The following is a 1,082-nucleotide window of genomic DNA, read 5'->3' as shown; positions in this document are numbered from 1 at the left end:
TCGGGAGTACCATTTATTGGCGCATCAGTTCTATTCTCAATTCCTGCAAACTCAACATTAGTCATTGGTTCTACATTAGCACTAAAAACTAAAGGTCCACAGTAAGGAAGAGGAAAAGCGGCAGAAGGTTCTCCCTCAATAATAAAGGCTGTACTTTGATATTCAACTATACCAAGAGCAGAATAAAGTGTCCAATCTGTAAAACCTCCACCAAACGCATCGGTAGGATCTATAAGGTGAGCAGAGCTATTTCCAAAAGCACCAGTTCCAGCACCTCTCCAATTCCATCTTGTAGCATTACCAAAATCTGGAATATCTTGTGATGGAGCAACAACTAACCAATAATCTCCAGCAGGAAGAGTCACTAAGCCCCCATTCGCAGCTTCAATATCAACTGTGATATCGAATCCTCCATCACCAGTACCTGTAATTTCTACAGCTGGACCAACAGGGTCTACATTTACGAGTTCTAACAAACCTGATCCTATTTGTGAAGGATCGCCATCTGGAGTATTAGCACCTGAATTGGCATAGATGTAAACGTTTATACCTGTGACTGTAGATTCAAATTCTTGATTGGAGTTAAAACCAAAAGCTGTAATAGATTGAATATTATACCCAGCATCTAGTGTAAAATCATCTGTAACATAAACCCCAGCGCCGGTGTTATTCACAACTGAAACTACACTTTCAAAATTAGTTAAAGTTCCATCTGGCGACTGGTCAACTAAAACAGCTTTAGGAATTTCGGGCGCTGTTGCAGTTTTTGTTGATTTGACCGAAAAATCCTGTGCATTGAGTGTTAATGCAAATACAAGACTAAACAAGGTCATTGTAATTCTTTTCATAATTTAAAATTTTAAGTTCGGGACCAATGTAGTTAATATTTGAATAAAAAATAAAGCTTATGATATTTTTTTTAACTAAAAATTAGTTAATAACACCTTTTTTAATAATGTTGTTATAATTTTATAAAAGTCAACTAATCAAAGAACCCTCTATATAGAGGGTTTTAAAATTTTTCTTTTTTAATCGGATGGATAAGTCAAGGTCTTCTCCTGGATGCATGGATCCAAATCCAC

Annotated in this window: 1 pseudogene; it reads right to left on the bottom strand. The window is 36.3% G+C overall.

Annotation, left to right across the window (positions count from 1 at the left end):
* Positions 1-848, bottom strand: a pseudogene (locus CXF67_RS09920) (GEVED domain-containing protein); the annotation flags it as partial.
* Positions 849-1,082 lie beyond the last annotated feature (234 nt).

This window comes from Psychroflexus sp. MES1-P1E (assembly GCF_002836055.1).
In the GTDB taxonomy this organism is placed as follows: domain Bacteria; phylum Bacteroidota; class Bacteroidia; order Flavobacteriales; family Flavobacteriaceae; genus Psychroflexus.
This window is presented reverse-complemented; position numbering and strand designations above follow the sequence as displayed.